The organism is Baekduia sp. Peel2402 (assembly GCF_052567285.1).
In genome coordinates this window covers 3,875,160-3,901,777 of sequence record NZ_CP199582.1, presented here as the reverse complement: position 1 = coordinate 3,901,777, position 26,618 = coordinate 3,875,160, and the positions used below count along the sequence as shown (strand labels likewise).

Genomic DNA, 26,618 nt, shown 5'->3' with positions numbered 1-26,618 from the left:
GTGTACGCCGCCCCGACGTGGCGTCGCGACCATCAGGGTCCGGGCGCGCTGAGGCCGTGGAGCATCAGGTCGATCTGCCGGCGCCCCAGTCGCTCCCAGTCGCCGGTGCCCGGCGTCACCAGCGCTCCCCGCGCTCGCCGAGCGCGACCTTCGCGGCGTGCACGCGCCGGCGCGCCGCCGCCTCGGCGGCGGCGTCGCCCCGGCGCTTGGCGTGCCCGACCTGCGAGCGCGCCGACATCAGCTCGCTGACCAGCTCACGGCGCCGCGCTTCGGGGATCGACGGATCGGTGGCACGCCACCGGCGTCCGTCGATCACCACGTGACGCCCGTCAGGCGTGCGCTCCGGCATGGCGATGATCGGTTCGTGCTCTAGGCGCCGGGCTTGAAGACCACCTTGAACGTCCCGTCCTCCTTGCCCTGGAAGTCCTTGTAGGCCTTCGGGGCATCGTCGAGCGGGACGTGGTGGGTCGCGAAGGACTCGGTCCCCAGCGGATCGTCCTCGCCGGTCAGCAAGGGCATGATGTCGTCGATCCAGCGCTTGACGTTGGCCTGCCCGCCACGGATCTGGACCTGCTTGTCGAAGATCTGCATCAGGTTCATCGGGCTGGCGGCGCCGCCGTAGACGCCGGAGACCGACACCGTGCCGCCGCGGCGGACGAGGTCGAACGCGCTGTGCAGCGCCGACAGGCGGTCGATGCCGGCGGTCTCGATGACCTTCTGGGCGGCGGCGTCGGGGAGGAGGCCCGCGAGGCGGTGAGCGAGCTTGCCGACCGGGGCGCCGTGGGCCTCCATGCCGACGGCCTCCAGCACGGCGTCGGGACCGCGGCCGCCGGTCTGCTCGCGGATGACGGCCGCGAGGTCGTCGTGCTCGTTGAGGTCGATGGCCTGGACGCCGTGGGCGCGGGCGCGCTCCAGGCGGTCGGGGACGAGGTCGACCCCGATCACGTGCTCGACGCCCTTGTGCTGGGCGATGCGCGTCGCCATCTCGCCGATCGGTCCGAGCCCGAGCACCAGGAGGCTGTCGCCGGGGCCGACGTCGGCGTAGGCCACGCCCTGCCAGGCGGTCGGCAGCACATCGGAGAGGAAGACGAAGCGGTCGTCGGACGGGCCTTCGGGCACCTTGATCGGCCCGTAGTGCGCCTGGGGCACGCGCAGGTACTCGGCCTGACCGCCGGCGACCTGCCCGTAGAGCTTGGTGTAGCCCAGCAACGAGGCGCCGGTGCCGTACTCGTGCACCTGCGTGGTCTCGCACTGAGACTGCAGCCCGGTGCCGCACATGTAGCAGTGCCCGCAGGACACGTTGAAGGGGATCACGACGCGATCGCCCGGCGCGATGTGCGTGACCTCAGAACCCACCGCCTCGACGATCCCCATCGGCTCGTGGCCGAGGATGTCGCCCGCATCGAGGTAGGCGCCGAGCACCTCGTACAGGTGCAGGTCGGATCCGCAGAGCCCCGAGGACGTGACGCGGATGATCGCGTCGGTCGGCTCCTGGATCGTCGGATCGGGAACGGTCTCGACGCGCACGTCGTGGACGCCCTGCCATGTCAATGCCTTCATGTTTTTTGCGCTACCCGGCGGATACGAGGACGCACACCTGGGCTCGGCGGTCATCCCGATCGAGCCGTGACCCGTAGCCGAAGGACGCGCTACCGCGTCCCCCGAACCGGATCGATCATCGTGTCCCAGCATCCTGCTCGTCTCACCGGCCGCCGTGTCCTCATCACCGGCGCCAGCTCCGGCGTCGGCCTGGAAGCGGCGCGGCGCTTCGGCGCCGAGGGGGCCCGCCTCGCGCTGCTGGCCCGCGGCGAGGAGGCGCTGCGCGCGGTCGTGGCCGAGCACGGCCTCGACGCGCTCGTCCTGCCCGTCGATCTCACCGACCGGGCCGCGGTAGAGGCGGCGGTCGCTGAAGCCGCCGAGGCGCTTGGCGGCCTGGACGTCGTGGTCTCCAACGCGGCGTCGGCGGTGTTCGGCCATGTGCTTGAGGTCCACGCCGAGGACTTCGACCGCACCCTCGCGGTGACGTTCACCGGCGCGGTCAACGTCATCCGCGCCGCGCTGCCGCACCTGCGCGAGTCGCACGGCCTGGTCGTCGCGACCGGGTCGCTGATGGCGCGCGTGCCGCTGCCGACGTGGTCGTCCTACAGCGCCGCCAAGCACGCGCTGCGCGGGTTCCTCAACAGCCTGGCGATCGAGGAGCGCGAGCAGGGCACCGGCGTGCGCGTGTCGATCGTCCATCCCGGGCCGATCGACACACCGCTGTTCGCCCAGGCCTCCAGCGCGACCACATTCCAGCCGCGGGTGGCGCCCGACGCCTACGCGGCGGGCGTCGTCGCCCAGGCGCTCGTCGAGGTCGCCGTCCGGCCTCGGCCCGAGGTCGTCCTCGGCGGCGAGACGCGCCTGCTCGACCTGATGTTCTCGCTCACGCGCCCGGCCGCTGAGGCCGTGCTGCTGCTCGTCGACCGCTGGTACCGCAGCGGCGCCGAGGCCGCCGCCCGCCCCGGCTCGCTGTGGGTCGCGCCGCGGCGCCCGCAGGCCAGCGGCGGAATCCCTGCCCGCGACAGCCTGCTCGCGCCGCTGCAGCTCGGCCGCCGGATGCTCCCCGCTCCGAGCACGCCGCTGCGCTTCGCCGCCCACCTGGCGCTCGCCGCCCGCAAGCTGCCCACGGTCGCCCGCTCGCTCGTGCGGTCAGTGCCGGAGCGCCGCACGCCAGTTGCCAGCCTCGGCGCCACCGCGCGCCGATCGCCGGAGCGGGCGGGGCGCGTCACCGTGTGAGCGGTCGCCTCCCGAGTACCCGCCCGCGCCAGCGGGAACATCGCCACGCAATATGAAGATCGGTCTTGCCCTCTCCTGCGAGGAGAACGCGCCCCTCGCCCTCGTCGACCAGGCCAAGCGCGCTGAAGCCGCCGGGTTCCACGCCTTGTGGATCTCCGACCACTACCACCCGTGGAACGACGAGCAGGGCCACAGCCCGTTCGTGTGGTCGGTGATCGGCGCGATCGCGCAGGCGACCGACCTGCCGATCATCACCGCGGTCACCTGCCCCACCGTGCGCATCCACCCTGCGGTGATCGCACAGGCGGCGGCGACCAGCGCCGTCCTCACCGGCGGGCGCTTCGTGCTCGGCGTCGGCTCGGGCGAGGCGCTCAACGAGCACATCTTCGGCGACGCCTGGCCCGAGGCCGACGAGCGCCTGGACATGTTGGAGGAGTCGATCGAGATCATGCGGTTGCTCTGGGGCGGCGGCCAGCAGACCTACGAGGGCGTCCACTACCGCGTCTCCAACGCCCGCGTCTACGACCTGCCCGACACGCCGCCGCCGGTCTACATCTCAGGCTTCGGACCCAAGGCCACCAAGTTGGCCGCCCGGCTGGGCGACGGCTACTGCACCACGACGCCCGACCAGGAGCTGATCGGCCTCTACCGCTCCGAGGGCGGCAAGGGCCCGGTCCAGGCCGGCGCGAAGGTCTGCTTCGGCCGCGACGAGCAGGCGGCGCGCGCGACCGCCCATCGCCTCTGGCCCAACGTCGGCCTGCCCGGCGAGCTGGCACAGATCCTGCCGACGCCTACGCACTTCGAGCAGGCCGGCGAGCTGGTGACCGAGGACATGGTGGCCGAGACCGTGCCGTGCGGGCCGGACCTCGACCGCCACGTCGAGGCGCTGCGCGAGTACGAGCAGGCTGGGACCGACGAGCTGTTCGTCCAGCAGATCGGACCCGAGCAGGACCTGTTCTTCGACGAGTGGGCGCCGGCCGTGCTCTCGAAGTTCGCCTGACGGTGGCGGCTCCCGAGGTCGGCGACCTCGCGCTGCTCAGCGACTGCCAGACCGCGGCGCTCGTCTCCATGGCGGGCGCGGTCGTCTGGTGGCCCGGCCCACGGTTCGACTCGCCCTCGGCGTTCTCGCAGCTGCTCGACGCCGACGCCGGGCACTTCTCGATCGCCCCCGTCGCCGAGGCGCGCACGACCCGCGCCTACCTCGACGGCACGCTCGTGCTGCGCACCGAGCACCGCACGGCGACCGGCGCGGTGTCCGTGACCGACGCCCTTGCGCTCGACCCGGCGGCGCGCGGCCACGAGATCGGGATGGCGTCGCCGCACGCGTTGGTCCGCGTCGTCGAAGCGCTGGAGGGCGAGGTCGAGCTGGACGTCGCGTTCATACCGCGCCTCGAATACGGGCTCGTCGTCCCGTGGGTGGGCCGCGACCTCGGCCTGGTCCAGACCGAGGGCGGACCCGAGCGCCTGTTCCTCTCCGGCGGCGAGGCCCTCGAGTTGTCGGACCGCGGCGCGCGCGGTCGACTCGTCCTGCGCGCAGGACAACGCCACGGCTTCGTCCTGCAACGGGTCACCGGTCCGCGGGCGAGCGCGCCGATGGCGATCGACGCCGACGGTGCGTTGGCGTCGACCGCGGAGGCCTGGCGCTCCTGGTCAGCGCAGCACGACGACTACGACGGGCCCTACCGCGAGGAGGTCGCCCGCGCGCGGCTGGTCGTGCAGGGCATGACCTATCAGCCGACCGGTGCGATCGTCGGCGCAGCGACGACGTCGTTGCCCGAGGTCCCGGGCGGCGAGGCCAACTGGGACTACCGCTACGCCTGGCTGCGCGACGGCGGCATGGTCGCCCGCGCGTTGCTGCGCGTGACCTGCTCTGACGAGGCCCGCCGCTACTTCGAGTGGGCGATGAGCGCCGCGGTCAGCTGCCGGCAGGACGAGGATGTGCAGATCGTGTTCGGCGTCGAAGGCGAGCGCCATCTCGGTGAGCGTCAGCTGGACCATCTCGATGGCTTTGCGTCCAGCCGCCCGGTCCGGATCGGCAACGCCGCCTGGGAGCAGCGCCAGCTCGACGCCTTCGGCGAGCTGCTCGACGTCGCCGACGCGCTCGGCGACGACCTGGAGCTGGACGAGCGCACTCGAGAGTTCCTGTGCCAGCTCGTCGACCGGGCCGCCGAGCAATGGCGCCAGCCCGACGCGGGGATCTGGGAGGAACGCGACCGCGAGCGCCACCACACGCTGTCCAAGGTGATGTGCTGGGTCGCGCTGGATCGCGGGCTGCGACTGGCCGACCGGCTCGGCGCCGCCACAGAGACCGACCGCTGGCGCACGGCGCGCGACGAGATCCGCGCGACCGTCCTTCGCGAGGCCTACAACAAGCAGCGGGGCGCGTTCACCGGCGTCCTGGGCGGCGACGAGCTCGACGCGGCCGTCTTGATCCTGCCGCTCGTCGGCTTCATCGACGCCGACGACGAGCGCATGGTCGCGACCGTGCGCGCGCTTCAGAAGGCGCTCGGCGCCGACGGGCTCCTGCACCGCGTCGAGCGCATCGACGACGCCGGCGCGTTCCTGCCCACGACGTTCTGGCTGGCCGCCGTCCAGGCACAGGCCGGCGACACGCAGACTGCTCGCGCCACGATCGATCGTGCGCTGGCCTGCGCCAACGACCTCGGGCTGCTCGCCGAGCTGGGCGACCCGCTGACGTCGAAGCCCATGGGCAACGTCCCGCAGGTGCTGTCGCATGTCGCGCTGATCAGCGCGGTCGCACGGCTGGCCGCCGCCGAGGCGCGGGACGAGGAGGCCATCGCGTCGTGATCGGCAGTCCTCGTCGACGCCGTTGCCGGTGCCGGCGCGGCGGCCCATGCAGCCGCCGCGCCGTTCGCCAGCGTGCCTAGTTGAAGGCGTACTTCTCGTACTTGGCCACGTTGTCCTTGGTGACCACCGCGGCGGGCACGATGACCTGACGCGGGACTTCCGGCGGGACCAGTTCAGGCAGGCCCTGCCCGAGCGCGATCAAGCGCGCCATGTTGACCGCCGAGGCGGCCATGTTGGGGTTGTAGAGGAAGGTCGCGCGGTAGAGGCCGCCGGCCTTGATCTGCTTCATCGCGTCCGACGAGCCGCCGACGCCGGTCAGGAACATGTCCTTGTCGCGGCCCGCGTTGCGGATCGCCTGGACGACGCCCTGGGCCATGTCGTCGTCGTGCGTGTACACGGCGTCGATCTGCTTCTGGGCGTTGAGGATGTTCTCCATCACCTTGAGGCCCGTGTCCGGGTTGAAGTCACCCGGCTGCGAGGCCACGATCTTGATCCCGCCGTCCGGGCACTTCTTCTTCAGCTCGTCGGTGAAGCCCTTCGAGCGGTCCTCGGTGACCGAGATGCCGGCCAGGCCCTGGATCTCGACGACGTTGCCCTTGCACTTCAGCTGGTCGCCGATGTAGTCGGCCGCCAGCGTGCCGATCTGGTAGTTGTCGCCCAAGATCGTCGCCGTGGCGGCGTCCTGCTTGCTGAACGTGCGGTCGATGTTGACGACCGGGATGCCGGCGGCCTCGGCCTTCTGGGCAACGGGCGTCAGGGCCTCGCCGTCCTGGGGCAGGACGACCAGCGCGTCGGGCTTCTGCGCGATCGCCTGCTCGATCTGCTGGGCCTGCGAGTCGGCGTCGGCGGCCTGCAGCAGCTCGAACTTGACGTCGGGGTGCAGCTTGGCCGCGGCCTTGGCGTTCTTGGAGATCGCGCCCAACCAGCCGTGGTCGGTGGGCGGGACGCTGGCGATGATGCGGACGGTCTTGCCGGTCCCGCCGCCTTCGGTGTCGGCGGTCTGCGCCGCCGGCGCCTGGACGGTGACCGTCTTGGTGTCACCGTCGCTGCCGCACGCGGCGAGGCCAAGCCCCGATAGCGCGACGACCGCCGTGGTGATCATGGGAAGCCGCTTGCGCGACATGTGGTGTCTCCTCCTCCTGATGGATGACATCTAGTACCGGGCCTCGGGACGCTGGAGCAGGACCGCACCCAGCACGATCGCGCCCTTGGTGACCTGTTGGACCTCGGTGGAAAGGTTCAGCTGGGTCATCAAGCTGAAGATCAACGCGAACGTCAGGACCCCGAGGAGCGTCCCGACGATCGTCGCCCGGCCGCCGGCCAGGCTGGTGCCGCCGATGACGACGGCGCCGATCGCGTCCAACTCGTACAAGTTGCCGCTGACCGGCGACGCGCTGCCCAGCCGCGCGCAGAGCAGCACGGTCGCCACTCCCGCCAGCAGGCCCGAGAGCACGTAGACGCTGAAGATGATCCGGCGCACCGGGACGCCGGCGATCCGCGCCGCCTCCCGGTTGCCGCCGACCGCCACGACGTAGCGGCCGTAGCGCGTTCGGTTGAGCAGGATCCAGCCGCCGATCGTGACCAATAGGAACACGTACACCGAGACCGGGATCCCGGCGATCCGCCCCGACCCGAACCACAGCAGCGACAGCGCCTTGGGCTCGCCGAACGCGCCGCCGTTGAGGTCGAGCAGGCCGACCGGCAGCTTGTCGTTCAACAACAGCGCCAGCCCGCGCCCGATCGAGAACATCGCCAACGTGGCGATGAACGGGACCACGCGCCCGTAGGCGACCGCGGTCGCGTTGACCGTCCCGAGCGCCGTCGCGAACAGGATCGCGCCCAAGATGAACAGGAACGTGCCGCCGCTGCCGTCCTTGACCAGTATCCCGCCGAACAGCCCGGCCGCCGCGACGACCGAGCCGACCGAGAGGTCGATGCCCGCCGTCGCGATCACGAAGGTCATGCCGATCGCCAGCACCCCGACCACGCTGGCCTGGGTGAGCATGTTGCGGATGTTGTCCCAGGTCGGGAACGTGTCCGGCTTGAGGATCGCGCCGGTCACGAAGAGCACGACGACGACAAGCGCCAGCGCGTACTCCTGCAGCTCCAGCCCGCGCAGCCGGGCCAGCGCCGCGGGGCGGCGGCCGGCGCCCGGGGGCGTGCTCGTTGCGGTCGTGCTCATGCAACCTCCTCGGCGAGATCAGGGGCGTCGGTGGGCGCCACGGCGTGGCGCAGCAGCTCTCGTTCGGTGGCCGTCGCGCCGTCGACCTCGGCGACCACCTCGCCCTCGCGCATCACCAGCACGCGGGAGCAGATGCCGACCAGCTCCTCGAGCTCGGAGGAGACGACGAGCACGCCGAGCCCCTCCTTGGCGAGGTCGCAGATCAAGCGGTACAACTCGGCCTTGGTCGCGACGTCGACGCCGCGCGTGGGCTCGTCGAGCAGCAGCACGCGGCAGCGGCGCAGCAGCCAGCGGGCCAGGACGACCTTCTGCTGGTTGCCGCCCGACAGCAGCCGCGCGATCCGATCGACGTCGTCGGGGACGGTGTTGAGCCGGCGCAGCTGGGCGCGCGCCTCGCTGCGCTCCTCCCCCACGTCCAGCAGCGCGCGACCGAAGCGCGGCAGGTCGGCGAGGCTGACGTTCTTGGCCAACGACCAGTCCAGGACCAACCCCTCCGACTTGCGGTCCTCGGGCGCGAGGCCGAGGCCGGCCTCGATCGCGCGCCGCGGCGAGCCGGGCTTCAAGGCCTTGCCATCAACAAGCACCTCGCCCTCCTCGGGCACGTCGAGGCCGTAGATCAGGCGCAGCAGCTCGGTCCGCCCGGAGCCGACCAGCCCACCAAGGCCTAGGACTTCTCCCGCGTGGACCTTAAGCGAGACGCCGCGGACCGCGGGCAGTCGCCGGGCGCCGCGCACCTCCAAGACCACCGTGTCGGTCCCGACCGGCCGCTCGGGGTAGAGCTGCTCGACGCGGCGGCCGACCATCAGCGCGACGAGGTCGTCGGTCGGCGTCGTCGCGGGCAGGCCGGTCGCGGCCGTGGCGCCGTCGGCGAGCACCGTGACGCGGTCGCCGATGCGGCGGATCTCGTCGAGACGGTGTGAGATGTAGATGACGCCGACGCCCTCGGCGGTGAGCCGGCGCACAACCTCGAAGAGCGTCTCGATCTCGCCGTCGTCCAGGATCGCCGACGGCTCGTCCATGATCAGCAGCCGCACGTCGCCCGACAGCGCGCGGGCGATCGAGACGATCTGCTGGGCGGCCGGGCGCAGCGCGCCGACCTTCACGCGCGGGGAGATCGTGCCGTGGCCGAGGCGCTCCAGCAGCGCCGACGCGTCGCGGCGCATGCGCTCGCGGTCCAGCAGCGGGCCGCGGCGCGGCTCGTGGCCGAGGAAGATCGACTCGGCGACCGTGAGGTCCTCGACGAGGTCGAGCTCCTGGTAGATGGTGGCCACGCCGCGCTTCAGCGATCCGGCCGGATCGCCGGCCGGCAGCGGCTCGCCGTCGAACAGGATCTCGCCGGCGGTCGGCTCCACGGCGCCGCTGACGCACTTGATCAGTGTGGACTTGCCCGCGCCGTTGGGCCCCAGCAGGCAGTGGACCTCGGCGGCGCGGACGTCGAGGTCGACGCCCTGGAGCGCGCGGACGCCTGGGTACTCCTTGACGAGGCCGCGGACCTCGAGGACGGCGGCCTCGCTCATGCGCCGTGCTCCTGCTCTTCGAGGACCAGCTCGCGCAGCGTGCGGTGCGCGATGCGCAGGCCCTGCTCGACCTTCTCCGGGCTGCCGCCCCAGACCGGGTCCTCGTGCTCGACCGACAGCACGCCGTCAAAGCCGCCCTCATAGAGCGCGTCGACGTAGGCGGGGAAGTCGACCTGGCCGCGGCCGGGGATGCGGTAGCGCCACCAGCCCATGTCCCACGGGTCGCTCGCGCGCTCGCTCAAGCGCCCGAAGAACCCATAGTGATTACGTCGCTCCGGGAACGTCTCGGCGTCCTTGGCGTGCGCGTGGGCGACGTTGGCGACGTAGGGGCGCAGCGCCGCGACCGGGTCGATGCCCAGCCACAGCAAGTGCGACGGGTCGAAGTTGAGGTACAGCCCGAGCGCGAACATCCACTCCCACAGCTCGGGCGAGTAGGCGAGGTTGCCGGGCGCGCCGTCGGGGGTCCACCCCTCCATGACGCAGTTCTCGATCATCAGCTTGACCCCGCGCTCGCCGGCGTGGTCGACCAGCGGCGGCAGGACGCGCTCGGCCTCGCGCAGGTTGTCGGCGACGGAGCGCGTCGGGTCGCGGCCGACGAACGTCCCGACCGGGACGCCGCCGAGCAGCGCCGCGGCGTCGATGCACGCGCGCACGTGCGCGTGGTTGGCGGCGCGCGCCGCGGGGTCCGGGTCGAGGTTGTTGTCGTAGTAGGCCAGCGCGCTGAGCGCGAGGCCGTTGTTGTCCAAGATGGTCAGGACGCGCTCGGCCTCGCGCTCGCCGAAGCCGGAGTCGAGGGCGAGGTGGCTGGCGGTGAACGGCCGGTCGCCGAGCTGCGGCCACGCCGCCAGCTCCAGCGCCTCGTAGCCGTGGGCGCCGGCCCAGGCGGCAACCTCCTCCAGCGTGCGCTCGGGCATGCACGCGCTCAAGAACCCCAACTTCATCGCGACACCTCCACGGGAGCGGGAACGTCGACCCAGCGCTGGTCGCGGGCGGACGCCATGACGGACTCGGTCAGCCGCGCGGCGCGGACGCCGTCGGCAAAGCGCGGCAGGCCGTCGGGCTCCACGCCCTCACGGATCGCCGCGTAGACGTCGGCGACGAACAGGTCGAAGCAGTCGGCGTAGCCCTGCGGGTGACCGGGCGGGAGCGTGGCCAGGCGGGCGGCCGACGGCGAGAGCGTCGCCGGGTCGCGGCGCAGCAGCGTCGCCGCGGCACGCCGCCCCCACCACAGCGACTCGGGCTCCTCCTGGTTGAAGGCCAGCGCGCCATCGGCGGCGTCAACCTCCAGCCACAGCGCGTTCTTGCGGCCGGCGGAGACCTGGCTGACGACCAGCGAGCCGACCGCGCCGCGATCGGTCTCGAACTGCACCAGCGCGACGTCCTCGGTCGCCACCGCGCGCAGCGCGCCCGCGCCGTCGTCCTCGCCAGCCGTCGCGGCGAACGCGGCGCGCGCCGGGCCGTCGCGTCGCTCGGGCACGGCGGTGTGCGTGCGCGCGGCGAGGCGGGCGATGCGGTGGCCGCTGACGAACTCGGCGAGGTCGCACCAGTGCGAGCCGATGTCGGCGAACGCGCGCGACGCGCCGCCGAGGCCCGGGTCCACGCGCCAGTTGTGGTCCTCGGCCGACAGCAGCCAGTCCTGGAGGTAGGCGCCGTGGATGAGGTGCACGGCGCCGAGCTCGTCGCCCGCGACGCGGGCGCGGGCCTCGCGGACCGTCGGGTAATAGCGATAGACGAACGGGACCGCGGCCACTCGGCCGGCGACGCGGGCGGCGTCGTCGAGGGCCTCGGCCTCCGCGAGGCTCGTGGCCAGCGGCTTCTCGCAGACCACGTGCTTGCCGGCGGCCAGCGCGGCGTGGGCGAGCGGCGCGTGGAGGTGGTTCGGCGTGCAGATGTGCACCACGTCGACGTCCGGGTCGGCGACCAGCTCTTCGGCCGAGGTGTAGGCCTTGGCGGCGCCGAGGCGGTCGGCGGCGCGGGCGGCGCTGTCGGGCGTCGAGGCGGCGACGCCCGCGATGTGCGCGCCGGCCAGGCGGGCCGAGCGGGCGTGCACGGCGCCGATGAACCCGGCGCCCGCGATCCCCACCCGAAGTCCGCTCCTCGTCATAGGCCGACCGTAATGCGGACTTTGTTCGAAAGTCAAGCAGAAGTCTTCGAGATTCTTCATTTCCCAGGCAACTTGGGCCAGAGATCATGCGATACTTCCGGTCATGGCGACGGGACCCGGACGCAGCGGACCGATCCTCGGAGCGGGATCCGTCCTGCGCCTGATCCGTGACGGCGACGCCGTGACGCGCGCGGCGATCGCGCGGCGGACCGGGCTGGCGCGCTCCACCGTCGCCCAGCGCGTCGACGCGCTCCTGGCCCACCAGCTCGTCTACGAGGCGGGCGACGAGGCGTCGACCGGCGGCCGCCCCGCCACCGTCCTGGCCTTCAACCACCGCGCGGGCGTCGTGCTCGTCGCCGACCTCGGCGCGACGCACTCGCGGCTGGCGCTCAGCGACCTCAGCGGCCAACCGCTGGCCGAGGTCGCGTTCGACATGGAGATCGCCGACGGTCCCGAGGCGGTGCTCGGCTCGATCTGCGAGCACTTCGAAGCGCTGCTGGAGCGGGCGGGCCGCCATGGCGGCGAGGTCCGCGGGATCGGCGTCGGCGTCCCGGGCCCGGTCGACTTCCCGGCCGGCCGCCCGGTCAACCCGCCGATCATGCCCGGCTGGGACGGCTTCTCGATCCCGGGCTGGTTCGCGAGCCGCTACGACGCGCCCGTCCTGGTGGACAACGACGTCAACATCATGGCCTTGGGCGAGCACTGGTCGCATTGGCGCGAGCTCGACCACTTGTTGTACGTCAAGGTCGGCACCGGGATCGGATCAGGCATCGTCTCGGGCCGCACGATCCACCGCGGCGCCGACGGCGCCGCGGGCGACATCGGCCACATCCGCGTCAGCGACCACGACGACGCGGTCTGCCGCTGCGGGAACCTCGGCTGCCTCGAGGCAGTCGCCGGCGGCCGAGCGCTCGCCCTGGCGCTGAGCGCCGACGGCATCGACGCCTCCGGCAGCCGCGAGGTCGTCGAGCTCGTTCGCGCCGGACGTCCCGAGGCGATCCTCAAGGTCCGCGAGGCAGGCCGCGTCCTCGGCGACGTCCTCGCCGGCTGCGTCAACTTCTTCAACCCGGGCGCGATCGTCGTCGGCGGCGACATCGCCGAGGCCCAGCACCACCTCCTCGCCGGCATCCGCGAGGTCGTCTTCCAGCGCTCCCTCCCGCTCGCGACCCGCGACCTGACGATCGCCAACTCCCGCCTCGGCGACCGCGCCGGCGTCATCGGCGCGGCGATCATGGTCATCGACCACGTCCTCGCCCCCGAGGCCGTGGACCGCGCGCTACAGCTCTCGTCCGTCGCCTAAGACGCAAGACGGCCCGGGAACGAAAAAATCCCCGCTCAAGGCGGGGATTCGGTGAGAGCCCTCTATCGGATTCGAACCGATGACCCCTTCCTTACCATGGAAGTGCTCTGCCAGCTGAGCTAAGAGGGCGGGCGAGCGGCGAATTCTAGCGAGAACCTGCCAGGTGGCAGGCCAGGCGCCAAACGCGAAGATGGGCGGGCGTGCAGAGCAGGAATCACGCCCGCCCATCTCGATTCGCGGCACGACGCGGTCCAGAGCAGGGATGACCGAATCGCTGATGTAGGACGAACAACTCCGACGCCACCAGAGGGGACCTGGTGAAGGGGATAGTCGGTGGGGGCTTCGTCCGTTGTAGCCATAGGATCGGCGGTCTTCGGAGCGCTCCTCATCCCCCGAGCGGGGGAAATTCCTGGGAGCCGGCTGAGCGTGGAGACGCGCTCGTCTACTCGACGAGGCCGCGGCGCATGCCCTCGGCCACGGCGGCGGCGCGGTCGCTCACGCCGAGCTTCTCGTAGACGTTCTTGAGGTGCGTCTTGACCGTCTCGGGGCTGAGGTGCAGCTCGCGGCCAATCGACGGCGCGGACTGCCCGCCGGCGGTCAGCCGCAGCACTTCGAGCTCGCGCGGCGACAGCAGCGGGCGCTCCCAGACCGGCTCGGCGACGTCGACCTGGAGACGATCGCCGCGGGCGGCGGCCGCGACCGCGTCGCAGATCGCGTCGCGGTTGACCTCCTTGGACAGGTAGGCCATCGCCCCGGCGGCCAGCGCCTCGCGCGCCTCCGGCGGCAGCACGGTCGCGCTGAGCAGCACGACCGCGGTCGGCAGGTCGTCGCGCTGGATCGCCCGCAACACCGTGTGCCCGTCGAGGCCCGGCATCTTGACGTCAAGCAGCGCGACCTCGGGCTTGATGACCCGGATCTCCTCCAGCGCGGTGCGGCCGTCCTCGGCTTCGCCGACGACCTCGAACTCCGGTCGGCGGCGCAGTGCCAATACGACGCCATCCCGAAAAACGGGATGGTCATCCGCGACGTAAACCCTGACCCTCGTGCCGTTGCTCATGGCGTCCTTGCCGCCTCCCCTGCGGCACGAGCCGGATTGTAGAGGCGTCCGTCAAGCGTCCCCCCTAAACGGGCGTACTCGGACGCTCCTTGGCGGTCACCGTGGTCACCGGCAGACCAAGCCCTCCGACTTTCGACGGCAGATCGAGGTGCAGCCACTTCGACACCCGCGCAGGCAGCGTCGAGATGATGATCTCGTCGAACCCGTGCAGGTTGACGGCGTCCTGGATCGCGCTCAGCGGCTCGGGATCGCCGATCACTCCGTCGACGTGCGCGCCCGCGGCGTCCTCGAGCAGCGGCAGCGCGAGCTCGAGCACCGCCTGAGCGCCGTCGTCGCCCTGGTCTTCGGCGTCGATGACCCGGTGCAGGCCGTGCGCGGCGTTCGGAACGAGCAGCGTGAAGGTGGCGGGCCCGCGGGCGGCCCGCTCGCGGACCGCGTCGAGCAGCGCAGGTGTCGCCGCCGTTCGGTGCGCGACGACGAGGACCCGGGTCGGCGTGGAGGACTCCATGGGGCAGGAACTCCTTTGCTCGCGATGACGATGTCAGCCGCGACCATCGTCCCACCGCGAGGGCCCGCGCGCCAGCCGGAAGGTCCGGCCCGGCGCGCGGGTGTCCCTGCGAAGCCCTGCTCGCCGAAAGTGGCGCTAGGCCTTGGCGATCTTCTTCAGGTCGACCACGAAGACCAGCGGCGCGTTGGCCGGGATCGTGGGCGGCGAGCCGGCGGCCCCGTAGGCGAGGTCGGCCGGGATGACGAGGATGCGGCGACCGCCGACCTTCATGCCCGGGACGCCCTGGTCCCAGCCCTGGATGACCGCGCCTTGGCCGATCGTGAACTCGAACGGCTCGCGGCCCTTCTTCCAGGAGGTGTCGAACTCCTTGCCGTCGGCGAAGAGCTGGCCGACGTAGGCGACGGTGACCTTGTCACCCTCCTTGGCTGCGACGCCCGTGCCGGTGACGACGTCAGAAGCCTGCAGCTCCTTAGGCGCCGTGCCGGTGGCCTTGGGTGCCGTCGGCTTGGTCTTCAGGTCGGTGCTCACCCCGGTGATGTTCTTCTGCTCCGGCAAGGGCTCGCCCGCCGCGCGGGTCTTGACCGTCGACTTGGTCGATGCCAGCGCCGCGGGAAGCGTCGTCCCCGGGTCGCCGTCGATCTTGGAGCCGTCCTTGCGGAAGCCGTCATCGTCGCTGCCGCCGCCGCACCCGGCGATGGCCAGCGACAGAACGCTCAGGGACAGTGCGATTCTCGTTCTGGTCATGAGGAAGGCGGCATGCTAACCGCAATTTCTTAAGGCCACGTGGTCAGATCGATACCGTTTGGCAGGTGCCGACCGAGCGCCGGACGATCGACGACCCTCCGCCGGCGCTAGCGCACCGCCGCTTCGACGAGGACGGCGACGCCTCGCGGCGCACGTGGTTGGCCAGCGAGCGGACCGTCCTGGCGTGGCTGCGGACCGGTCTGACGGCGACCGCGGTGGCGCTGGCGGTCGGCAAGGTCGTGCCGGACCTGCGCGCCGGCGGGACCGAGTGGCCGTTCGTGGTCCTCGGCGCCGGCTACGGGCTGCTGGGCGTGCTGATCGTCGCCTACGGGCTGTGGCGCGGGCGCGAGGTGGACCGGGCGATCCGCGAGGGGCGCTACCTGCCGATGGACTCGCGCGCGATGTGGTTGATCGGCGCGCTGACAATCGGCATGGGGTTGCTGGCGGCGATCGTGATCGTCGCTGACGCCTAGGGCGCGGGCGCGGGCCAGGGCGCGCGGACCGTCTCGAACACGCGCGGCTGATGGGGCCACTGCGCGTAGGCGGAGTGCGAGTCCAGATCGGCCGCGTCGGTCGTCACTGAAGCGCCGTGCTGGGCGGCCACCGGATCGGGGGGATAGCGCGTGATCTTGCCGCCCGTCCGCGCGCCGACCATCAGGATCGCGCAGACCTCGTCGCCGGCCGCGCCGATCGTGATGTGCCGCGTCCCCGGCGGGCAGTGCAGGTAGTCCCAGCGCTCCATGCGCCGCTCCTGACCCTCGACCACCGCGACGCACGCGCCGGCGAGCACGAGGAAGCCCTCCTGGTCGCTCTCCCAGTGGTAGTAGCCCGGCACCTCGCCGGGCGGCAGGACATGGACGCCGATCCCGAACTGGCCGAAGCGCCTGTCCTCGGGCTCCAGCAGCGACCACGTGCCGCCGCCTGGCGTGGTCTGCCAGGCGGCCTCGGCGACGTTGATGATGAACCAGCCCTCGCCCTCTGGGACCAGGCCGGCGTCGGTCTGCGCCATGCTCGCCTCACGCATGGCGCAGACCGTACCCGTGCCGGCTAGCGGCCGATCGCTCGGCGGCTGATCCGACCGCTGACGTACGCGGTCGTCTTGGGCGCGGTCGCGGAGCCCTTGTAGGAGATCCGGATCCGGTAGTAGCCCGTCCTGCGCTGGGTGAACGACTTCGTGAACGTGTTCTTGGAGGTGATCGTCGCGGAGCCGATCGACCGGTACTTGCCGTAGCGGTTCTTCGCGCCGCGGCGGGCCATCGCCAGCGAGACCTTGCCGGGGATGCGCGCCGTCTCGCGCAGCGAGCCGCGCAGCGTGTAGCGCGGGCCGATCGAGTCCGGGAACGTGACCGTGCTGAGGTCGAACGGCACCAGGACCTGGACGTTGACCGGCGCGCTCCACGGCGACGTGTACTGGCCGACCTTCGCACGCGCGACGATCGTGTACGTGCCCGCGGCGGGGAACGTCAGGTCGAGCATGCCGGTCGAGCTGTTGACGTAGCCAGACGACGACGGGCCGTTGATCGAGCCGTCGGGCGCGAGCACGGCGCCGGCCGCGTACTGGACCTCATAGGTCGACGCGCCCGGGTTGAGGCCGACGGGCAGCGACAGCGTGTTGGTCGTGTACGTGTTCGGCGTGCGGCGCAGGAACGGGCCCGCGGGCGGCGTGACCGCCACCGAGGCGTTGACCGCGAAGACGTAGGTCTCGGTCGACGTCGGCGTCTTGCAGGTCGTGTCGGCCTTCGCGTAGTTGACGACCGAGATGGTGTAGTTGCCGTTGCCGCGGTAGTCGACGATGCGCGTGAAGTTGTCGTTCAGGAAGCAGCTGAGCGGGTTGGCGACGGCGACGCCGTCCGGCCCGGTGACCGAGACGCTGAAGCGGCCTTCCTTGTTGGCGAACCCGATCCCGACGGTCGGGCTCATGTTGCGGATCGCCGCGGGCGCGCCCTGGGCGAGCGCGAGCGGGTTGCCGTCGTCACCGGTGACGGTGACCGTGGCCGCAGCCTGCGCGGCGCTCGCGCCGGCAAGCGCGATGAGGGTGGACGTCGCTGCGGCAGCCATGCCACGGCGAAGACGCTGATACTGCAATTGAGGTGCCTCCCTGTCTGGACCTGTGCGAGGGACCTGTTCCCCGTCTGACGCCGTTCGGAACCCGCCTTCTATGAGAAAGGAGCGGTGAATTCTCATGGACGTGCGCGTCAGGCCGGAAGCAGAATCAGCAGCCGCGCGAGCCGATTGTCGGCCTGGCGCGCATTGTGCTCTTGTCCCTCTCGGTAGAGGTCGTCGAGCAGGGCGAGGAGGCGGTCGTCGATTGCTCGACATTCTCACCGCTGCGACGCTCCTTTTCTCCCCCCTATTAATCTCTCTTTCTTCCCCTTGGAATCTTGATATTCTCCCCTCTGAGATGAGCTACGTTCCGCGCGTCGTCGATGCCGAGCTCACGACCCTGCTCGCCGCCAACGGGGCGGTTGTCGTCGAGGGCCCGAAGGCGTGCGGCAAAACCGAGACCGCTCGGCAGCAGTCGGCCAGCGAGGTCTTGCTCGACGTTGACGCCAACGCGCAGCAGGCGGTCGCAGTGGATCCGGCGCTGGTCCTCCCGGGCGACCGGCCGCGCCTGCTCGATGAGTGGCAGTCGCATCCAGCGCTGTGGAACCACGTCAGGCGCTCGGTCGACGCGGAGCGACAGCCCGGCATGTACGTCTTGACCGGCTCCGCCGTCCCGGCCGACGATGCGACGCGCCACACCGGCGCCGGGCGCTTCGGGCGGCTGAGGATGCGGCCGATGGCCCTCGCCGAGTCGGGCGTGAGCAACCGCGAGGTCTCGTTGCGTGAGCTGCTCAACGGTGCGACGACGCAGAGCCCAGACCCGGGGCTGACGGTCGACGACCTCATGGAGGAGGTGGTGCGTGGCGGGTGGCCCGGGTTTCGGGGACTGGAGCGCCCGGCCGCGACGCGTGCGGTCCGCGACTACCTTGACCAGGTCCGTAGGACGGACGTCAGCGCGGTCGATGGCATCCGGCGCGATCCGGAAGGCGTCCGGGTCGTGCTGCAGAGCCTCGCGCGCCACACGGCCACATCGGCGAAGCTCACGACGATCGCACGCGACGCCTCAGGTCCCGACTCACGGATCAAGGACGAGACGGTCGCCGCGTACCTGAGCGCGCTCGAGCGCCTGATGATCGTGGAGGACCTGCCGGCATGGGCGCCGCATCTGCGCTCGAGCTACCAGTTGCGCACCGGTCCGACGCGGCACTTCGCCGATCCGTCGCTCGCGGCCGCGGCGCTGCGCGCGACACCCGAGAACCTGCTGGCCGACTTCAACACCTTCGGGCTGCTGTTCGAGTCGTTGGTCGTGCGCGACCTGCGGGTGTACGCCCAGGCGTGTGACGCAACGGTCTCCCACTACCGCGACAGCAGCGGGCTGGAGGTCGACGCGATCGTGACGACCGACGCTGGCGCGTGGGTCGCCGTCGAGGTCAAGCTCGGATCCAGCGCGGAGGTCCTGGATGCGGCGGCTGCGAACTTGCGGAAGTTCTCCGGCCGGGTGGACACCTCGAAACGCGGCGAGCCAGCGGCCCTAGCGATCGTGGTGGGGACGGGCTACGGCTACGTGCGACCTGATGGCGTGCACGTGATCCCGATCGGGACGCTTGCGCCATGAAGCGCGAGGACGAAAGTGGCGGGAGAAGGATTCGAACCTTCGAAGGCGTAGCCACCTGGTTTACAGCCAGGCCCCTTTGACCGCTCGGGTATCCCGCCAGGCGGTGCGAGCGCGGAGTTTAGCGGGAACTACCGCAACCTTTCGTCTCGCCTGACGGTCTTAGTCGCGATGGCCGCCATCGATGCCCTACCCCCTGCCCTGCCGCCCTCGATGCTCGCGGGAATGGGCGATGACACGCTCGTCGGCCTGATCGCCGCGGGCAGCGATGACGCCTTTGCGGCGCTCGACGAGCGCTACCGGCGGCGGCTGGTGCGGTTCGCGCGTGGGTTCGTGCCGGGTGGCCAGGCCGATGCAGAGGACGTCGTCCAGGAGGCGATGGTCCGGGCGGTGCGCGCGCTGCGCAACGGCTCGCGGCCGGATTCGCTGGGACCGTGGCTGCACCGGATCACGCGCAACTGCGCGCTGGACCTGACCGCGTCGCGCCGGCGCCATCCCGTGGTCGAGCTCGTCGACCACGCGCATCCGCCGGCCGAGGACGCGGGCGCCGCGGTCGAACGCTCGCTCGGCATGCGCGGCCTCGTCGCCGACGTCGGGCGCCTGCCCGACACCCAGCGCTCGGCGCTGGTGGCGCGCGAGCTGGAGGGCAAGTCCTACGTCGACATCGCCGACGAGCTGAACGTGACGGTGCCCGCGGTGAAGTCGCTGCTCGTGCGCGCCCGCGCCGGGCTGAAGCGCGCGCGGGACGACCGCCGCGTGGCCGCCTGGATGCCGGTGCCGTTCATCGGCCGGCTGGTCGAGCGCGCCGCCGCCTTCTGGGAGCCCGTCGCCGCGACTGCGACGCCGAAGGTCGCCTGCGCGGCCGTGGTCGTCGCGGGATCGATCCCGATGGTGTCGGGCACGAAGGTCGCGCCGCCGGCGCCGGCCAAGGAGGCGACCGCCAGCGCGGCGGTCGTGGCCGAGGCCCCGGTCTCCAAGAAGGTCGAGGCCGCGCCTGCGGCCGCCAAGCCCTCCGGCGACGCGACGCAGCCGTCGTCGTCGTCCACGTCCTCCAAGGACGCCGGCGCACCACAAGCCAAGCCGGAGGGCGACGCGAACGCCACGAAGATCCCGGACGGCCTGCACGACGACTGCACCGACGGCACCATCGACCAACCCTGGCCCAAGGCCACCCTGCTCACCGCGATCGCCCACTCCGGCTCCGGCGCAGGCGAGTACGACTCCTGCCGCCAGGCGCTGCTGCAGGCCAGCTGGACCAGCTGAGCCACCCTCGCGGCGCGCCGCGACCGCCCGTTAAAAGTGAGAGGCCGCGCTCCCCAGCGCGGCCTCTCGGGAAAGTGAGGGATGCGCTCCCCAGCACACCCCTCTGACCCCTCTCCTCCTCCGGGAAATTCTCCCCGGACTACGAGGCGTCCCTGAGGCGCTGTGCCTCGGGGAGCGACTCGAGCTTTTTCAAGGTGTGGTTCTCGATCTGGCGAATCCGCTCGCGGGTGACGTTGAAGGCACGTCCGACTTCCTCAAGGGTACGCGGTCGACCCCCGGTAAGTCCAAAGCGCATTTCGATGACCTCGCGCTCGCGCTGCGGAAGGGCCGCCAGAGCACGGTGCACGTTCTCCTTGCGGAGGTTCTCGGCAGCCAGCTCAAAGGGCGATTCCGCCGTCTGATCCTCGACGAAGTCGCCCAGCTCGGACTCCTCCTCGTCGCCGATCGGCTTCTCCAGCGAGATCGGCTGCTGGCTCATCCGCAAGATGTCTCGCACCTCGCGCGGCGTGCACTCCAGCTCCTTGGCGATCTCCTCCGGGGAGGGCTCGCGACCGAGCGACTGGACGAGCTGGCGCTCGACGTGCACGACCTTGTTGAGCTTCTCCACCATGTGGACCGGGATGCGGATCGTCCGACCCTTGTCGGCGATCGCGCGCGTCACGGCCTGGCGGATCCACCACGTCGCGTAGGTGGAGAACTTGTAGCCGCGGCGGTAGTCGAACTTCTCGACGGCGCGGATGAGGCCCAGCGAGCCCTCCTGGATCAGATCCAGGAACGTCAGGCCGCGGCCCAGGTAGCCCTTGGCGATGGACACGACCAACCGCAGGTTGGCCTCCACCATCGCCTGCTTGGCCGCCATGTCCCCGCGCTCGATGCGCTTGGCCAGCGACACCTCCTGCTCGGCCGTCAGCAGCGCGACGCGGCCGATCGACCGCAGGTACAACCGCAAGGAGTCAAGCGAAGGCTCGACCGTGAGGTCGATCTCCGGCTTCTTGCGCGTCTCCGCGGTGCTTGCGCCCGCAGACGACTGGCGTGCCTCGGCGGCGGCCTCAGCCCGCCCAGCCTCGGACGTGACCGGCTTGCCTTCAGCCGTGACGATGGCGATCCCCTGCTCGTCGAGATGCGCATGGAGCTCAGACAGCTGCTCCTTGGTGATCTCTACCTCTTCGAGCGTTGTGGTGATCTGCTCGATGGTGAGGAACCCGCGCTCTTGCCCTTCGTGGATGAGCGTGCGGAGCTCGTCGAGCTCCGTGATGGGTGCCTCGTCAGCGAGTAGAACGTCGGTCTTGGTGCTCAACCCGATCCTTGTGGACGTCGTTCCCGGGCCAGGCACTCCCCCGTGCCGGACCCCTCTCCTCTTCCCGGTGCTGCGAACTCGGAACGCACCCCTGGGTGCAACGCGCGGATGTAGATCCGCAGAGGCTGAGCCGTTGGTCCTCTTCGTCCTCTGACGGAGGGGCTCGTAGCCGACGTCGGGATTGTTAGCACACGTTAGGACGAGCAGGGAATCCCAAAAAGTGGTGGCGATAGGCTGAAAAGCGTCATGCAGCCGACCACGAGCCTCGTGAACTCCCCGGACGTCCAGGCCCAGCGGCCCACCGTCCACGTCTCGCTGTCCCGCGTCGGGGTCACGAACGTGGAGAAGGTCATCCGCATCCGCCGCGGCGACCAGGAGCAGCTCTACTGGGCCAAGCTGGAGTGCTTCGTCGATCTCGGACCACTCCAGAAGGGCGCGCATATGTCGCGTTTCGAGGAGACGGTCAACGACGCGATCGGCGAGGTCATCCTTGGATCCTCCGCTTTCCGGGCTGAAGAGCTGGCGCAGAACATCGCCGAGCTCGTGCGCGAGCGCCAAGACGCCAAACGCGCCGAAGTGACGATTGCTGCGCGCTACCCGGAGCACAAGCCGGCGCCCGTCAGCGGCATCCAGACGCAGGAGCTGTACACGATGTTCGGCACCGCGGTGGCGACCGAGAAAGGCACCCGCCGCCTCATCGGCGTCGCCGCCCAGGGCATGACCGCTTGCCCATGCGCCCAGGAACTAGTTGCCGGAGCGGCACGGCAACGTCTGACCGCGGACGGCTTTGACGACGATCAGATCGCCCGCATCTTCGAGCACGTGCCCGTCGCCACGCACAACCAGCGCGGCCTCGGAACGCTCCACATCGGCTGCCCCGAGGACTGCACCCTCGACATCGACGCCGCCCAGCTGTTGGCGATCGTCGAGGACTCGATGTCCTCGGAGATCTACGAGATGATGAAGCGCTCCGACGAGGGCGCGGTCGTCGAGAAGGCCCACCGCCGTCCCCGCTTCGTCGAGGACTGCGTGCGCGAGATGATCAAGGGCGTCGTCGACGGGCTCGACGGGCTCGCGCCCGGCGCGTTCGTCTCCGCCCGCCAGGAGAACCTCGAGACCATCCACCAGCACAACGTGGTCGCCGAGCGCTTCGGACTGCACTCGGAGCTGACCCACGAGCTGACCTCCGGCGAGCACGCCGAGCGCCACACGACGATGCGCGAGTGGCTCGATGGCGCGGGCGCCTAACGACACCGCTCAACTCCCGACGCGGCATGCCGACGTCCCTGTTGTGGGGCGAGGCTCTCAAGGACACCTCCTGCGCATCGTTGGCGTCGCGGTCGCTTATGCGGCCGCCGTCCGGCTGGCGCTGGAGCTGCCCGTTCGCAATGACCTCGTCGCGGTCTGGCCCGCGGCGGGCGTCGCGCTGGGCTTGCTGCTGCGCGGCGGCACCGGGCTCTGGCCCGGCGTCCTGATCGGCGCCTTCGCCGCCAAGCTCGGCAACGACGGCGTCTTCGCGGCGCTCCCCGGCGCGATCGCCCCGACCGTCGAGGTGGTCCTCGCCGTCGGCGTGATCGACCGCTACGTCCGCCCGATCATGGCCACCCGCCCCGGATTCGGGCGCTTCGCCGCGGTCCTGGCGCTGGCCAGCGGCGCGCTGGTCTCCGGCGCGATCGGCCAGACCGCGCTCGCGCTCACCGACCGCCTCCACGGCCCCTGGCCGGAGGCCGTCGCCCGCTGGGCGCTCGGCGACCTGGTCGGGATGATGCTCGTCGCCCCGCTGATCCTGGCGATCGGACAGCCGATCCCGCGCCTGCGCCCGCTGCGCATCGCCGAGGACGTGCTGACCGTCGCCGCGCTGCTGATCTCCGCGCGCCTGATCTTCACCCACGACCACGGCCAGATCTGGCTGCTGATCCCGATCGGCGTCTGGCTCGTCCTGCGCGGCTCGACCGCCGCGGTGTCGATCGGCTCGATCGGCCTGACGATCATCTCCGTGCGCATGACCGTGCACCACAACGGGCCGCTCGCGTTCGGCGGCGACGCCGACGTCCTGCACGCGCAGGGCTTCGCGGTGCTGATCTCGGTTTGCCTCTACCTGCTCTCCGCGCTGACCGCCGACCGCCGCCGGATGCTGATCGAGCACCAGCGCATGTCGGAGGAAGCGGCGGCGCTGCGGCGCGTGGCGACCGCGGTCGCCGGCGGCGCGACGCTGCGCGACGTCGCCGAGCTGGCCGGCCGCGAGGTCGCCGAGCTGATGGACCTCGACGTCGGCGTCGTCGTCGCCTTCGAGCCGGGCGTGGACCGCGTGCGCGTGATCGGCCAGGGCGCCGCGACCGGTGCGCCGATGCCCGCCCAGCCCGAGCACGTCGCGATCCACCCGGGCTCCGCGATCGACCGCATCCAGCGCACGCGCGAGCCGGAGCGCTTCGACGAGCGCAGCGCGCTGACGCTGTCGATGCCGCCGTTCACGCAGCGGGTCGCCGCGCCGATCGTCACCGAGGCCCGCCTCTGGGGCGCGATGATCGTCTGCACGACCCGCACCGACGACCTGCCCGCCGACACCGAGGCGCGGCTGCTGGGCTTCGCCGAGTTGATGGGCATGGCGATCGCCAACGCCGACGCCCAGACGCGCCTGGTCGCCCAGGCCACCACCGACCCGCTGACCGGCCTGGTCAACCACCGCGCCTTCCACGAGCGGCTGCGCGAGGAGACCGCGCTCGCGCGCCGCCAGCACCGCGACCTCTCTCTGGCCGTCTTCGACCTGGACCGCTTCAAGCAGGTCAACGACACGCTCGGCCACGTCGGCGGCGACGTCGTCCTGGCCGAGACCGCGCGCCGGATGGCCGGCGCCGCCCGCGCCGGGGAGATCGTGGCGCGGATCGGCGGCGACGAGCTGGCGCTGCTGATGCCAGGCGTCAGCGGCGACGCGGCGCACGCCGCGGCCGAGCGCATCCGCCGCGCCGTCACCGCGCGCCCGTTCGAGCTGGCCGGCGCGATGACGATGTCGGCCGGCGTCTGCGACCTCTCCCAGACCGACGACCCCGAGGAGCTGCTGCGCCTGGCCGACGGCGCGCTCTACTGGGCCAAGGCCCACGGCCGCGACGCGTGCGTGCGCTACTCGCCGCAGGTCGTCGAGGAGCTGAGCGCCACCGAGCGCGCCGACCGCCTCGAACACGCCCGCGCGCTGGCCGCGCTCGGCGCGCTGGCCAAGGCGATCGACGCCAAGGATCCGGCGACGATCCGCCACTCCGAGCGCGTCGCCGCGCTGGCCTGCGAGCTGGCGGTCGAGTCCGGCTGGTCGCCGGCCGACGTCGCGCGCCTGCACGACGCGGCGCTCGTCCACGACGTCGGCAAGATCGGCGTCCCGGACGCGGTGCTGTCCAAGCCGGGTCGCCTGACCGACGACGAGTACGACGTCATCAAGCGCCACGCCGACCTCGGCGCGCGGATCGTCGCCGGGATGCTCGACGCCGAGCAGACCGCGTGGGTGCGCGGCCACCACGAGCGCCACGACGGCCGCGGCTACCCGGACGGGCTGGCGGCGGACACGATCAGCGAAGGCGCGCGCCTGCTCGCGCTGGCCGACGGCTGGGACGCGATGACCGGCGCGCGGGTCTACTCCGAGGCGATGTCGTCTGAAGACGCGCTCGCCGAAGTCCGCCGCTGCGACGGCGCGCAGTTCCACCCGGACGCGGTCGCGGCGCTGGAGCGCGTGGCGGCGCGCGGCGCGCTGACCGACGCCACGGACGTCGCCGCGGCGGCTTAGAGCCGCTTAGGGCCGCTCGGCGTTCGGCGCGGACGCCGCCGCCTCGGCCGCCGCCCGGTGACGGCGCTCGTCGGCCTCGCGCAGCATCCGGCGCAGGCCGAAGAAGTAGTCGATGCCGGAGATCACCGTGACGCCGACCGCGGCGTAGACCAATAGGTCGACCCACAGCGGCGTCGGGTCGAAGGCGATCAGGAAGAAGATCGCCGCGACCTGCACGATCGTCTTGATCTTGCCCCAGCCCGCGGCCGGGATGATCACGCCTTGGGCGGTGGCGACCATGCGCGTGATCGTCACGGTTAGCTCGCGCGCGACGATGACCATTGCGATCCACGCCTCTAGCCGGTTGAGCGACACGAGCGCGAACAGCGCCGCGACGACCAGCAGCTTGTCGGCGATCGGATCCATCAACTTGCCAAACGAGGTGATCGAGTTGCGCGAGCGGGCGATGTAGCCGTCGAGCGCGTCGGTCACCGAGGCGGCCGCGAAGACGCTCGCGGCCAGCACGTCGTTGCCGGCCTCCCCGAGCAGCGCGACGACGAGCACCGGGACCAGGAGGATCCGGACGACCGTCAGAACATTGGGGAGGTTCAGCGGAAGCACGTCTTGCCGCCCAGTATCGCCGAACCGCGCGGCGGTTACGCCTCGGGCGCCGCGGGCGCGGGCGCGGCGGTCCGCGAGACGCCGACCGACGCGGCGACGACGAAGCCGATCGCCACGAGCTCGCGCGCGCCGAGCGACTGGCCCAGGACCAGGAAGCCCGCGAACGCCGCGACCGCGGGCTCGATCGACATCAGGACGCCGAAGACGCTGGTGGGCAGCCGCCGCAGCGCCTCGGTCTCCAAGCTGTAGGGGATGACGCTGGACATCAGCGCGACGCCCGCGCCGATCGCCAGCCACTGGGGCTCCAGCAGCGTCGCGCCCGCCTCGACGACGCCGGGGATCAGCGGCACGAGCGCGCCCATCACCATCGCCAGCGCGAGGCCGTCGGACCCTTGGAAGTGCGCGGTCGCCCGCTGCGCGATCAAGATGTAGGCCGCCCACATCGCCGCCGCGGCCAGCGCCAGGATCAACCCGATGGTGTCGATCCCCGCGCCGAACGGGTTGGACAGCAGCAGGATGCCGACCGCCGCGCAAGCCGCCCACACGAGGTCCAGCCGCCGCCGCGACGTGGCGACCGCGACGCCCAGCGGCCCGGCGAACTCGATCGTCACCGCGACGCCGAGCGGGATCCGATCCAGCGCTTCGTAGAAGCACAGGTTCATCGCGCCGAGCGTCAGCCCGAACACCGCGACCAGCCGCAGCGCGCGCGGCGAGTAGGACCGCACCCGCGGTCGGAACAAGGCCATCAAGATGATCGCCGCAAAGCCGAGCCGCAGCACCGACGTCCCGGCCGGGCCGAGGTCGTCGAACAGCGTCGCGGCAAGCGCCGCGCCGAACTGGATGGACGTGATGCCGCCCAGGACCAGACCGATCGGAGGGACGCGATCGAGGCCGGGCAGACCCTGAGCAGGCGCCGTCTGCGTCGCCGGCTCCACGACGGGTGACGGTAGCGCTACGGAAGCGCAGTTCTCCCTGCAACCGCCACCCTAACGCTGATTTTTTCTTAACGAAGAACATTGCTGACCTTGACGCGCTATAC

At 71.4% G+C, this 26,618-nt stretch carries 24 protein-coding genes and 2 tRNA genes; 9 read left to right on the top strand and 17 right to left on the bottom strand.

Annotated elements, in window-relative coordinates; all coding sequences use genetic code 11:
* Positions 1–115: 115 nt before the first annotated feature.
* Together ACT01A_RS19035 and ACT01A_RS19030 are read right to left on the bottom strand one after the other, a co-directional pair.
* Positions 116–349, bottom strand: a complete 234-nt coding sequence (locus ACT01A_RS19035) for a hypothetical protein (protein WP_445148670.1) — start codon at positions 347–349, stop codon at positions 116–118.
* A 20-nt stretch (positions 350–369) separates the two neighbouring features.
* The gene (locus ACT01A_RS19030; protein WP_445148669.1) at positions 370–1,560 is read right to left on the bottom strand and encodes a zinc-dependent alcohol dehydrogenase; all 1,191 of its coding nucleotides are present in this window, start codon (positions 1,558–1,560) and stop codon (positions 370–372) included.
* 120 nt (positions 1,561–1,680) lie between these two features.
* Between ACT01A_RS19030 and ACT01A_RS19025 the strand changes: the two genes are divergently transcribed.
* Genes ACT01A_RS19025 through ACT01A_RS19015 form a run of 3 tightly spaced genes read left to right on the top strand, consistent with a single transcriptional unit; the run spans position 1,681 to position 5,583 of the window.
* Positions 1,681–2,775 (top strand): SDR family NAD(P)-dependent oxidoreductase, encoded by a 1,095-nt coding sequence (locus ACT01A_RS19025; protein WP_445148668.1) that lies wholly within the window; start codon positions 1,681–1,683, stop codon positions 2,773–2,775.
* 52 nt (positions 2,776–2,827) lie between these two features.
* Positions 2,828–3,775: a TIGR03557 family F420-dependent LLM class oxidoreductase gene (locus tag ACT01A_RS19020; RefSeq protein WP_445148667.1), complete on the top strand. Its 948-nt coding sequence runs from the start codon at positions 2,828–2,830 to the stop codon at positions 3,773–3,775.
* Positions 3,776–3,777: 2 nt separating this feature from the next.
* Positions 3,778–5,583: a glycoside hydrolase family 15 protein gene (locus ACT01A_RS19015; RefSeq protein WP_445148666.1), complete on the top strand. Its 1,806-nt coding sequence runs from the start codon at positions 3,778–3,780 to the stop codon at positions 5,581–5,583.
* Between the two features lie 76 nt (positions 5,584–5,659).
* Here the strand turns inward: ACT01A_RS19015 and ACT01A_RS19010 are convergent, their stop codons facing one another.
* Genes ACT01A_RS19010 through ACT01A_RS18990 form a run of 5 tightly spaced genes read right to left on the bottom strand, consistent with a single transcriptional unit; the run spans position 5,660 to position 11,386 of the window.
* The gene (locus ACT01A_RS19010; RefSeq protein WP_445148665.1) at positions 5,660–6,685 is read right to left on the bottom strand and encodes a substrate-binding domain-containing protein; all 1,026 of its coding nucleotides are present in this window, start codon (positions 6,683–6,685) and stop codon (positions 5,660–5,662) included.
* Positions 6,686–6,736: 51 nt separating this feature from the next.
* Entirely contained in the window at positions 6,737–7,765 is a 1,029-nt protein-coding gene (locus ACT01A_RS19005; protein ID WP_445148664.1) for an ABC transporter permease, read from the bottom strand.
* Positions 7,762–9,282, bottom strand: coding sequence for a sugar ABC transporter ATP-binding protein (locus ACT01A_RS19000; RefSeq protein ID WP_445148663.1), 1,521 nt, complete (start codon positions 9,280–9,282; stop codon positions 7,762–7,764). The genes ACT01A_RS19005 and ACT01A_RS19000 overlap by 4 nt, the downstream gene beginning before the upstream one ends.
* The gene (locus tag ACT01A_RS18995) at positions 9,279–10,223 is read right to left on the bottom strand and encodes a sugar phosphate isomerase/epimerase family protein (protein WP_445148662.1); all 945 of its coding nucleotides are present in this window, start codon (positions 10,221–10,223) and stop codon (positions 9,279–9,281) included. Before ACT01A_RS18995 ends, ACT01A_RS19000 begins: the two co-directional genes overlap by 4 nt.
* Positions 10,220–11,386: a Gfo/Idh/MocA family protein gene (locus tag ACT01A_RS18990; RefSeq protein WP_445148661.1), complete on the bottom strand. Its 1,167-nt coding sequence runs from the start codon at positions 11,384–11,386 to the stop codon at positions 10,220–10,222. The genes ACT01A_RS18995 and ACT01A_RS18990 overlap by 4 nt, the downstream gene beginning before the upstream one ends.
* Before the next feature lie 103 nt (positions 11,387–11,489).
* On the opposite strand from ACT01A_RS18990, the gene ACT01A_RS18985 reads away from it, so the two are divergent.
* Positions 11,490–12,686 carry an ROK family transcriptional regulator gene (locus ACT01A_RS18985; protein WP_445148660.1) on the top strand — a complete coding sequence of 399 codons (1,197 nt, stop codon included), beginning with the start codon at positions 11,490–11,492 and terminating at the stop codon, positions 12,684–12,686.
* A gap of 56 nt (positions 12,687–12,742) precedes the next feature.
* Here the strand turns inward: ACT01A_RS18985 and ACT01A_RS18980 are convergent.
* The 4 genes from ACT01A_RS18980 to ACT01A_RS18965 all read right to left on the bottom strand — a co-directional run bounded on the left by ACT01A_RS18980 (position 12,743) and on the right by ACT01A_RS18965 (position 14,995).
* Positions 12,743–12,815, bottom strand: a tRNA-Thr gene (locus ACT01A_RS18980).
* Positions 12,816–13,128: 313 nt separating this feature from the next.
* Positions 13,129–13,743 carry a response regulator transcription factor gene (locus tag ACT01A_RS18975; RefSeq protein WP_445148659.1) on the bottom strand — a complete coding sequence of 205 codons (615 nt, stop codon included), beginning with the start codon at positions 13,741–13,743 and terminating at the stop codon, positions 13,129–13,131.
* 64 nt (positions 13,744–13,807) lie between these two features.
* On the bottom strand, positions 13,808–14,251 hold the full coding sequence (locus tag ACT01A_RS18970; protein WP_445148658.1) for a hypothetical protein: 444 nt from the start codon (positions 14,249–14,251) through the stop codon (positions 13,808–13,810).
* 135 nt (positions 14,252–14,386) lie between these two features.
* Complete coding sequence (locus tag ACT01A_RS18965) at positions 14,387–14,995, bottom strand: FKBP-type peptidyl-prolyl cis-trans isomerase (protein ID WP_445148657.1); 609 nt, start codon at positions 14,993–14,995, stop codon at positions 14,387–14,389.
* Positions 14,996–15,060: 65 nt separating this feature from the next.
* Between ACT01A_RS18965 and ACT01A_RS18960 the strand changes: the two genes are divergently transcribed.
* Positions 15,061–15,468: a YidH family protein gene (locus ACT01A_RS18960; protein ID WP_445148656.1), complete on the top strand. Its 408-nt coding sequence runs from the start codon at positions 15,061–15,063 to the stop codon at positions 15,466–15,468.
* On the opposite strand, the gene ACT01A_RS18955 is transcribed toward ACT01A_RS18960, so the two are convergent.
* Both ACT01A_RS18955 and ACT01A_RS18950 read right to left on the bottom strand, forming a co-directional pair.
* Positions 15,465–16,019, bottom strand: coding sequence for a cupin domain-containing protein (locus tag ACT01A_RS18955; RefSeq protein ID WP_445148655.1), 555 nt, complete (start codon positions 16,017–16,019; stop codon positions 15,465–15,467). The genes ACT01A_RS18960 and ACT01A_RS18955 overlap by 4 nt on opposite strands.
* A gap of 23 nt (positions 16,020–16,042) precedes the next feature.
* Positions 16,043–17,053 carry a hypothetical protein gene (locus ACT01A_RS18950; RefSeq protein WP_445148654.1) on the bottom strand — a complete coding sequence of 337 codons (1,011 nt, stop codon included), beginning with the start codon at positions 17,051–17,053 and terminating at the stop codon, positions 16,043–16,045.
* A 250-nt stretch (positions 17,054–17,303) separates the two neighbouring features.
* On the opposite strand from ACT01A_RS18950, the gene ACT01A_RS18945 reads away from it, so the two are divergent.
* Complete coding sequence (locus tag ACT01A_RS18945; protein WP_445148653.1) at positions 17,304–18,653, top strand: ATP-binding protein; 1,350 nt, start codon at positions 17,304–17,306, stop codon at positions 18,651–18,653.
* A 16-nt stretch (positions 18,654–18,669) separates the two neighbouring features.
* Here ACT01A_RS18945 and ACT01A_RS18940 read toward each other — a convergent pair.
* A tRNA-Tyr gene (locus ACT01A_RS18940) sits at positions 18,670–18,751 on the bottom strand.
* Between the two features lie 70 nt (positions 18,752–18,821).
* Between ACT01A_RS18940 and ACT01A_RS18935 the strand changes: the two genes are divergently transcribed.
* A complete protein-coding gene (locus ACT01A_RS18935) occupies positions 18,822–19,913 on the top strand; it encodes a sigma-70 family RNA polymerase sigma factor (protein WP_445148652.1) in 1,092 nt (363 codons plus the stop codon).
* A 139-nt stretch (positions 19,914–20,052) separates the two neighbouring features.
* Here the strand turns inward: ACT01A_RS18935 and ACT01A_RS18930 are convergent, their stop codons facing one another.
* Positions 20,053–21,210 carry a sigma-70 family RNA polymerase sigma factor gene (locus tag ACT01A_RS18930; protein ID WP_445148651.1) on the bottom strand — a complete coding sequence of 386 codons (1,158 nt, stop codon included), beginning with the start codon at positions 21,208–21,210 and terminating at the stop codon, positions 20,053–20,055.
* A 246-nt stretch (positions 21,211–21,456) separates the two neighbouring features.
* Between ACT01A_RS18930 and mptA the strand changes: the two genes are divergently transcribed.
* Both mptA and ACT01A_RS18920 read left to right on the top strand, forming a co-directional pair.
* A complete protein-coding gene (gene mptA / locus ACT01A_RS18925) occupies positions 21,457–22,458 on the top strand; it encodes a GTP cyclohydrolase MptA (RefSeq protein WP_445148650.1) in 1,002 nt (333 codons plus the stop codon).
* A 43-nt stretch (positions 22,459–22,501) separates the two neighbouring features.
* Entirely contained in the window at positions 22,502–24,979 is a 2,478-nt protein-coding gene (locus ACT01A_RS18920) for a diguanylate cyclase (RefSeq protein ID WP_445148649.1), read from the top strand.
* A gap of 6 nt (positions 24,980–24,985) precedes the next feature.
* On the opposite strand, the gene pgsA is transcribed toward ACT01A_RS18920, so the two are convergent.
* Both pgsA and ACT01A_RS18910 read right to left on the bottom strand, forming a co-directional pair.
* Complete coding sequence (gene pgsA, locus ACT01A_RS18915; protein ID WP_445148648.1) at positions 24,986–25,579, bottom strand: CDP-diacylglycerol--glycerol-3-phosphate 3-phosphatidyltransferase; 594 nt, start codon at positions 25,577–25,579, stop codon at positions 24,986–24,988.
* A gap of 35 nt (positions 25,580–25,614) precedes the next feature.
* Positions 25,615–26,514 carry an EamA family transporter gene (locus ACT01A_RS18910; protein ID WP_445148647.1) on the bottom strand — a complete coding sequence of 300 codons (900 nt, stop codon included), beginning with the start codon at positions 26,512–26,514 and terminating at the stop codon, positions 25,615–25,617.
* Positions 26,515–26,618 lie beyond the last annotated feature (104 nt).

Coding starts and splice junctions, on each gene's coding strand:
- mptA (WP_445148650.1), top strand. CDS start 21,457: ATGCAGCCGACCACGAGCCTCGTGAACTCCCCGGACGTCCAGGCCCAG.
- ACT01A_RS18985 (WP_445148660.1), top strand. CDS start 11,490: ATGGCGACGGGACCCGGACGCAGCGGACCGATCCTCGGAGCGGGATCC.
- ACT01A_RS19000 (WP_445148663.1), bottom strand. CDS start 9,282: ATGAGCGAGGCCGCCGTCCTCGAGGTCCGCGGCCTCGTCAAGGAGTAC.
- ACT01A_RS18935 (WP_445148652.1), top strand. CDS start 18,822: ATGGCCGCCATCGATGCCCTACCCCCTGCCCTGCCGCCCTCGATGCTC.
- ACT01A_RS19020 (WP_445148667.1), top strand. CDS start 2,828: ATGAAGATCGGTCTTGCCCTCTCCTGCGAGGAGAACGCGCCCCTCGCC.
- ACT01A_RS18950 (WP_445148654.1), bottom strand. CDS start 17,053: ATGGCTGCCGCAGCGACGTCCACCCTCATCGCGCTTGCCGGCGCGAGC.
- ACT01A_RS18965 (WP_445148657.1), bottom strand. CDS start 14,995: ATGACCAGAACGAGAATCGCACTGTCCCTGAGCGTTCTGTCGCTGGCC.
- ACT01A_RS19010 (WP_445148665.1), bottom strand. CDS start 6,685: ATGATCACCACGGCGGTCGTCGCGCTATCGGGGCTTGGCCTCGCCGCG.
- ACT01A_RS18975 (WP_445148659.1), bottom strand. CDS start 13,743: ATGAGCAACGGCACGAGGGTCAGGGTTTACGTCGCGGATGACCATCCC.
- ACT01A_RS18990 (WP_445148661.1), bottom strand. CDS start 11,386: ATGACGAGGAGCGGACTTCGGGTGGGGATCGCGGGCGCCGGGTTCATC.
- ACT01A_RS18970 (WP_445148658.1), bottom strand. CDS start 14,251: ATGGAGTCCTCCACGCCGACCCGGGTCCTCGTCGTCGCGCACCGAACG.
- ACT01A_RS18995 (WP_445148662.1), bottom strand. CDS start 10,223: ATGAAGTTGGGGTTCTTGAGCGCGTGCATGCCCGAGCGCACGCTGGAG.
- ACT01A_RS19030 (WP_445148669.1), bottom strand. CDS start 1,560: ATGAAGGCATTGACATGGCAGGGCGTCCACGACGTGCGCGTCGAGACC.
- ACT01A_RS18955 (WP_445148655.1), bottom strand. CDS start 16,019: ATGCGTGAGGCGAGCATGGCGCAGACCGACGCCGGCCTGGTCCCAGAG.
- ACT01A_RS19035 (WP_445148670.1), bottom strand. CDS start 349: ATGCCGGAGCGCACGCCTGACGGGCGTCACGTGGTGATCGACGGACGC.
- ACT01A_RS19005 (WP_445148664.1), bottom strand. CDS start 7,765: ATGAGCACGACCGCAACGAGCACGCCCCCGGGCGCCGGCCGCCGCCCC.